Source organism: Paenibacillus cucumis (ex Kampfer et al. 2016) (genome assembly GCF_019748695.1).
GTDB lineage: Bacteria > Bacillota > Bacilli > Paenibacillales > Paenibacillaceae > Paenibacillus > Paenibacillus polysaccharolyticus.
This window is the reverse complement of the sequence record NZ_JACLIC010000039.1, coordinates 202,676-210,176: the sequence shown is the minus strand read 5'-3', so window position 1 is coordinate 210,176 and position 7,501 is coordinate 202,676. Positions and strand designations below refer to the sequence as shown.

Below are 7,501 nucleotides of genomic sequence, written 5' to 3'. Positions count from 1 at the left end.
AGCTAGTGTCCAATATTAAGGGGTTGAACCGCTGGTGATCGTTAGCGTTGGCATGAAGTGGACATCGATGTGCCCACAGAGGAAACAGCCGTTTTGATTATAGACAAAAAGTGGTCTGACCTAAGCCTTGGACACCTTTCCCCATTTTCGTTGACTCTCTGAGCTTTCGTTGACCCACTGTTAGTGGGTACATTCAGAATTCTGCACACTTCTAAGACTTGGCGAGGTTCAATCCACTCTCCAAACTTCCTTATCCAGCCTGAATTCCGGTACTCCTTCGAGTCTTTGTTGCTCTTACTAGTTCTCTTCATCGATTCAAAACGAAGTTTCTTTTTAACTTCTCGCCGCTAAAGTGATCAGTCTGTCCATGCCTTCCCGAATCTGCTGTTCACGGGCGTAGGAGAAGGAGAGACGGAGTTTGCGGCTACCTGATGCGTGTGAGGGATCAAACACGGTGCCAGGCACAAAAGCAATGGAGTGCTCCATGCTTTGGTGTAACAACCTACCTGTGTCGATCCCCTCGGGAAGCTCGGCCCAGATGTTCAGACCGCCCTCGGGGCGTGTCCATGTCCAGTCTGTCTCCAGCAGACACTGCTCCATCACTTCCATTCGAAGTTGAAGCGCAGTTCGAAGTTTGGACAGATGCTGATGCATACGATCCGACTGGAAATAACGAAGAAACAGCTTCTGATTCAGAAGTGGTGATCCGTTATCTGTCAGGGCTTTGATCGCCTGGAGTCCTGCCATGAGATGTGAACGGCACATAATGGCTGCGATTCGCAGACCCGGAACAACATATTTGCTGTAGCTACGGATGTACAGTGTATGTCCAGAAGTATCATAAGTGAAGATTGGCGCAGGCGGTTTTTCTTTAAAATAAATATCGTATGTGCTGTCATCCTCCACCAGGAAACAGCCATATTGTTCAGCCAGTTCAGGTAACTGTTTGCGTTGCTCTACAGATATGCTGATGCCTGTTGGGTTTTGGAACGTCGGTGTCATATAAAAGAGGCGTGGCTTCTCTGTTTTCATCAGATGCTCAATCTGCTCCAGATCATACCCTTCGGGATGGATATCGGTAAAAACAAGCCGTGCACCCTGTTTGCGGAAAATTTCCATGGCAGGGCCGTAAGTTGGTCGCTCAATCAGTACCCGATCTCCAGGCTTGACCAGTGCACGGGAGATGACATCAATCGCCTGTTGAGCACCGGATGTAATCAGTACTTCGTCAGAGGACAGGTAGAAGCGTTCTTTTGCCGTCAAATGGCTGGCCAGACTGGTACGAAGCTCTAGATCGCCTTGGATCGTTGAGTACGTACCGAGTAGACGAGGATATTGATCTAACAGATCGCGCATCAATTCGCCCCAATATCGGTTGGGTAGTAGTGCAGGATCGATTAATGATTTGGAAAACTGATATTCCGCTTCCAGTGATTGGACTCGGTCAAGTGTGTCCCAATGGAGCCAGGCCGACACGGAGGGATCATCTCCCTGATCTGTATCGGATAGTGGTTTGGCTGGACTGACGTAATAACCAGATTTGTCTCTAACATAGACGATCCCACGTTGTTTTAACTCCTGATACGCTTTGAAAACCGTTAGCCGGTGTACGCCGAGCAGTTCGGACAAGCTTCGTACCGAAGGCAGTTTTTCCTGTTCAACCCACTCCCCAGCCTCAATCCGTACCATGAGATAGTGGATAACTTGCTCGTACCGTTTCATGCTGTTGTCTGCCATCATTACCGTTCTGCTCACCCGACCCACGCTCCTTTTGATCTCCATTGTAACAGCAAAAGGGAGGTAACTGTTCTATTTTGTTCATTCTGTTCTATAGACCATGAGCTATGATGGAGAACAGATAAAGGAGTGGTTAACATGGTAGGGATTGCATTTACCGTAATGTGTCTCGTTTTTGGAACAACTTTTCTGGCGATTAAAATTGGTGTGGAGGCAGGCATGCCGCCTTTTCTATCTGCTGGACTGCGGTTTGTGATTGCGGGAGCTTTAATGTTTACATGGATGTGGATGAAGGGGAAAGTGAACTTGTCCCTGTTATTCCGCAAAGAAATGCTGATTACAGGTGCAGGTCTGACATTTGCGACCTTTGCTACGTTATATTGGGCGGAGCAACATGTCAGTTCCGGTGTAGGAGCTATTCTATCGGCAACAGGACCGCTGATGATTATGCTCATGCAAACGGCATTATTGCGGCAGAAAACCTCTGCCCGCATGGTGATTGGCTGCCTGATCGGGTTTACAGGTGTCGTACTAGTCGTTTTGCCAGGCGTATCGCTTGGTGCAGGTTCTTTATTTTTATGGGGATGCATCGCGGTACTGGTGGGGGAAGTCTGTTATTCCGCAGGTACGTTATATTCCAAAAAAGTCATTCATCAATTCAGTGAGATGAATCCTGTTGCCATTAATGCGGTGCAGATGATGTATGGCGGTGTGCTGTTATTTATCCTCTCTGCACTGACGGAATCCTGGAATATGTCGGCACTGGGTGTGCTACCGGCCGTGTCGTCCGTAATCTATCTGACGGTCATCGGTTCAATGGTCGGGCACAGTCTGTTCTATTGGATTATGTCACGCACTAATCCGCTGTTCCCGGCAACCTGGTTATACATATCGCCTCCAATTGCCGTTGGGCTCGGTGCGATCGTGTACGGAGAGCATGTCAGCTGGGTGACGTGGGTCGGTGTCGTTTTGGTTATCTCGGGGCTGTTAACCATGAATGAGAAGGTGAGCGGCTGGTTGAAGAAAGGGAGACGTACGAAGGTGATTGTGCAAGGCTCCTAGAATACCGGATGAATCTCCTCTATAGTATGATAGTAAGAGTACTTACTTTGAGGAGTCGTGTATAGTTATGAGAAAAATCTTCCTGAACTTCGTAGCCAGTGTGGCTCTTTCTATCTTGGTATTCATTCTTGTTTTATTTTTCGTTCATATATCCGATTCAACGAATATCATGGTCTCGGTTGGGATTACTGTGTCGTTACAGATTTCTTTTTTAACCGCAGTATTGCTTGCCAAAAATAAAAAATAACAAGAAAGCCCGGAACCACAAATCATGGTGATATCCGGGCTTTCTTGTTTTTGTACAACTACTTTTTATACTCTGCGTTCAGTACAAACTTTTCGATAACTTCTTTTACGCCGTCTTCGTTGTTGCTCGCCGTAATATAGTCTGCTAAATCTTTCAACGCAGGGATGGCGTTGCCCATCGCTACACCAAGACCAGCGACTTCCAGCATCTCGTGATCGTTCCAGGAGTCGCCGATGGCGATGCACTCACTAAGCTCGTGACCGAAATGGTCAGCCAGGAAAGTCAGAGCATGACCTTTAGTACCTTCTTTATGCATAATTTCGAGGAAATACGGCTTGGATTTGGTGATGTGCACTTCAGATCCCAGCAGTTCACGAAGCTCTACAGCGACTTGGTCCAAATAATCCGGCTCATCAATAATGAGCAGTTTTGGTGTTGGTTGTTCAATGACTTTGATGAAGTCAGACTCGATGTAATATTGCGTGCCGTTTAGTTTGGCATAATCAAGCAGTTTTTGGTTTTCTTCACGAGCATACAGCTTGTCGTCGATGTACGTTTGCAGATGCAAGTTTTTCTCCAGGCAGTAGTCGAACAATTTGCGGGAAGCTTCTTGCGGCACATAGCGCTCATAGAGCACTTTTTCATCAAGCAGGTTTTTCACCAAAGCCCCCTGATACGTAATAATCGGCACGTTCAGCTTGGTTTGGCGTGCAAGTGCCTGTGCGGAAGCGTAAGCGCGTCCAGTTGCGAGGGTTACTACTACTCCGTGTGCTACCGCTTGTTCCAAAGCCGTTTGCGTAGCGGGTGTAACTTCTTTGTTGTCGTTGATCAGAGTGTCATCGATGTCGATAGCAATGAGTTTGTAAGTCATATGATGTTTCTCTCCTTTTTTATCTGTGTCTATTTCATTGAACGAAATAAATAGATTACACGAGTCACTCCAAACGCAGAACCACCGATGATTTACACGAACACTCCGAAGACAGAATAACCTTCCGATCGCTGTTATCCCCAGATTTTTTGAATCCCTTTTAGAAGGGAGAAAATCCGGTGATAAAGGCGAACGCTTCACTTCTCCAGGTTTTTTCTGTCTTCTCCGTTATTTTGTAAACGAATAGTTCTGCCTTTTCCGTTAGAGGTGTCATCGAAAATTCGTTCAAACAACCTGTACCCATCTAAATGTCGTATTTCCTTCTTTATTTACTCTTCCAGGAAAACAAGACCGATAAAGTCTTCCAGCTCCAGGTTGCCGAAGTAATGTTTCACATCGAGACCTTCCAGGGCTGAACGCACTTCAGTCTCGTCATAACGCTTGCCGCGTAACATGTCCTCGATATCCGCTACATCGCCAACACCGAAGAAATCGCCGAAGATTTTAATATCTTCGATACGCCCATCCTTGATGTTCATGCGCAGATCGATGATGCCCACCGGGAATTTGCGGGTATGCTTCACATTGCTTTCCGGTGACAGACCATAGTTCCAGTCCCAATTGTTATAACGCTCCGCTGAAATTTCTTTAATCTTATCCCAGTCCTTCTCGGTCAGCTTGTACTGAGGAACGTCCTGCGGCTCCATGCGGAAAATGTGACGAAGCAACTCATCACGGAACTCTTCAATCGTCAGATTGGTGTCAATCAGATCACGAATGTTGGCAACGCGGCTGCGTACCGACTTGGTGCTCTTGGATTTGAATTTCTCGGGATTGACGTTCAGAGATGCCTGAACGTGCTCCAGATTCAGATCAAACATCAGCGTGCCGTGACTGAACATGCGTCCGCGGGTAGCGAATTGGGCGTTGCCCGAAATTTTCTTTTCGCCGACTTGCAGATCATTGCGCCCGGTCAACTCGGCATTGACGCCAAGTTCGTGCAGCGCTTCAACCACAGGCTGGGTAAACTTGCGGAAGTTATGGAAGGACTGACCGTCATCCGCGGTAATGAAACTGAAGTTAAGGTTGCCCAGATCGTGATACACCGCCCCGCCCCCGGAAAGACGACGTACCACCTGCACACCGTTATCCTGAACGTATTCGATATTAATCTCTTCAATCGTATTTTGGTGTTTGCCAATGATGATTGACGGACGGTTGATGTAAAACAGCAGGTAGCTGTCATCCTCCATCGGCAGATGTTTCAAAATGTACTCCTCAATCGCGAGGTTTACAGAAGGATCTGTAATGCCCTGGTTATCTACAAACAGCATGGTCATTCCTCCATTAATGTATGTGAGAGGCGCGTAGCCCCTTATGTAGTGATACTCGTACAAAAGAATCAGAAAACTGAAGTTCCTGAAATTCCTCTTCTATTGTAAACGAATTGTCGTTGGGACACAAAGAAAACAAGTAGATAAAGGCGGATTTGGGCCCGACTCATGACAACCAGATGAATGGAGAAGGAATACAGGATTGACCCATCCCACGTACGCCATTCATAATAAAAAGAAGATACAGAGAGGATGACGGAAGAATGACCGGTTATATCGAAGTATTCGGACATGGTGGAGATGTGGAGACCGCAGCTTCGAGGTTTGGAGGCAATGCAGCGGATTTTCTGGATTATAGCGCTAATATCAACCCTTTAGGCCCTCCCAAAGAGGTTTTGGAAGCATTACAGCAAGGTCTGCATTCGGTGCTTCGTTACCCTGACCCGGGCCATCGGGGATTCAAAGCGCTTCTGGGTGAACGTTTGGGAGTAACACAAGAGCAAATTTCCGTAGGGAATGGTGCGGCTGAAAGTATGGCATTGATCCTGCTGGCACTTGCTCCGCGCAAGGTTGGAACAGTGGAACCGGGTTTCTCGGAATATCGCGCTTTGGCACGGCAATTCGGTGCGGAGACTTTGCATACAGAAGGCCTTGAAGAGCTGAATTGGAAAGCGCCAGCTGAACATATCGAACAGTTGATGGAAAAGGTAGACCTGCTCTTTCTTGGACAGCCAAACAACCCAAACGGTGTACAATATCCGGTGGAGACACTGCATAGGTTAGCACGGAAAGCCGAAAAGACGGGTACCGTGCTCGTTATTGATGAAGCGTTTATCGATTTTATTCCACCGGCCCTGCGACAGTCACTTGCTCCTGATCTGAATCAATATCCGCATGTGATCATCATCCGTTCGATGACGAAGTTTTATGCGATTCCGGGTCTGCGTCTCGGATATGCTATAGGTCATTCGAAGTACATACAGGCGATGACGGAGAAACAAGTCACCTGGAGTGTCAACGGACTGGCTCTTATTGCAGGGGAAGCCTGTCTGCGCAGCGGGGAACGGTTCGAGCTGGACACGATATCGCAGATTACGATTGAACGGACACGTTTAATCCAGGTACTGGAGTCGTATGGGTGTAGCGTAACGTCTGGTGAAGCCAATTTCATTTTGGTGCGTGTGCCAGAGCCTTGGACGGCAGCTTCTATGCAGGAAGCTTTGGGGCGGCGGGGTATTCTGATTCGTAGCTGTGCCATGTATCCGGGGCTTGAGGCAGGACATGTACGTTTTGCGGTCAAAGGTGCTGAAGCCAACGATAGGTTGCTTGACGTGCTCGGAAGTGTGCTTGAACAAAGCGGGGATCAGGACGTGGATATGGCATCTGTCGATCAGGGGATTCAGCAGGGGCATACGCAACATTTTGAAAAAATAAAGGGAGGGAAGCGGTTGTGACACTCCCGTTTTATAACTATTTTACAGATGGAAATAGAGACGAGAATATCTACGTGTCCTCTTCCTGGCCGGGTCTGCACATCGCTGCCGATGAACGGCATGTTAAAGCTCAGAGTCCACAACCTGCTCTCGCACTTTCCAGCGCTGTATATGGCGGCGGGATGCTTGAATTAAACCGTGTCTTTAACATCTATGTGGACAAACATTACCGATGTGATGATCCACCCCGTGATATCGCAGAGGCGCTGTATGAATGGCAAGAGCAAGCCGATCAGTGTGCCGGATTGTTAACTGCGGTCAGATTGGAGCATACCTCCATTCAGGAGTATTCGAGTTCGGCATTTGGTCTATTGTGCTGTACAACTGCCGGCGTATCCAATGCAGCACGAGCAGGTTCCGATAGAACCGTGTTTGATGTCCATGGGAAAAAACAAAACAGAATTCCATATATCCCTGGTACGATTAATATCATGCTGTGGTTCAACGGACAGATGACCCCTGGAGCGATGGTTAATGCGGTTCAGACGGCCGTGGAGGCCAAGGCCGCTGCCCTTGCCGATGCAGGTATTGCCGATTCGGAGAACGGACTTCCTGCCACAGGTACAACAACCGATGCCATTGTGTTTGCTGTACGTCAGATTTCTGCAGATGATAGCCAGCCGCTTCACTCATATGCGGGCACGGCTACTGCATTGGGAGCGGTTATCGGCAGACTCGTATATGACACGGTGACAGAAAGCCTACAGGCCGGATTGCAATGGAAAGAAAGGAACGGACACAGTAATGACATTTGAAT

6 protein-coding genes are annotated in these 7,501 nt (G+C 47.9%); 3 read left to right on the top strand and 3 right to left on the bottom strand.

Annotated features, from left to right (window positions below; all coding sequences use genetic code 11):
* Positions 1 to 333: 333 nt before the first annotated feature.
* Positions 334 to 1,755: an aminotransferase-like domain-containing protein gene (locus H7T88_RS22550; RefSeq protein WP_418792661.1), complete on the bottom strand. Its 1,422-nt coding sequence runs from the start codon at positions 1,753 to 1,755 to the stop codon at positions 334 to 336.
* A gap of 120 nt (positions 1,756 to 1,875) precedes the next feature.
* On the opposite strand from H7T88_RS22550, the gene H7T88_RS22545 reads away from it, so the two are divergent.
* Complete coding sequence (locus tag H7T88_RS22545; RefSeq protein WP_221790415.1) at positions 1,876 to 2,799, top strand: DMT family transporter; 924 nt, start codon at positions 1,876 to 1,878, stop codon at positions 2,797 to 2,799.
* Positions 2,800 to 3,104: 305 nt separating this feature from the next.
* Here H7T88_RS22545 and H7T88_RS22540 read toward each other — a convergent pair whose 3' ends face one another.
* Together H7T88_RS22540 and lplA are read right to left on the bottom strand one after the other, a co-directional pair.
* Positions 3,105 to 3,917: a Cof-type HAD-IIB family hydrolase gene (locus H7T88_RS22540; protein WP_221790414.1), complete on the bottom strand. Its 813-nt coding sequence runs from the start codon at positions 3,915 to 3,917 to the stop codon at positions 3,105 to 3,107.
* Between the two features lie 329 nt (positions 3,918 to 4,246).
* Positions 4,247 to 5,251 carry a lipoate--protein ligase gene (lplA, locus tag H7T88_RS22535; protein WP_090918025.1) on the bottom strand — a complete coding sequence of 335 codons (1,005 nt, stop codon included), beginning with the start codon at positions 5,249 to 5,251 and terminating at the stop codon, positions 4,247 to 4,249.
* A gap of 263 nt (positions 5,252 to 5,514) precedes the next feature.
* On the opposite strand from lplA, the gene cobD reads away from it, so the two are divergent.
* A complete protein-coding gene (cobD, locus tag H7T88_RS22530) occupies positions 5,515 to 6,705 on the top strand; it encodes a threonine-phosphate decarboxylase CobD (RefSeq protein ID WP_221790413.1) in 1,191 nt (396 codons plus the stop codon).
* Complete coding sequence (locus H7T88_RS22525) at positions 6,702 to 7,499, top strand: adenosylcobinamide amidohydrolase (RefSeq protein WP_221790412.1); 798 nt, start codon at positions 6,702 to 6,704, stop codon at positions 7,497 to 7,499. Before cobD ends, H7T88_RS22525 begins: the two co-directional genes overlap by 4 nt.
* The last annotated feature ends 2 nt before the right edge of the window (positions 7,500 to 7,501 follow it).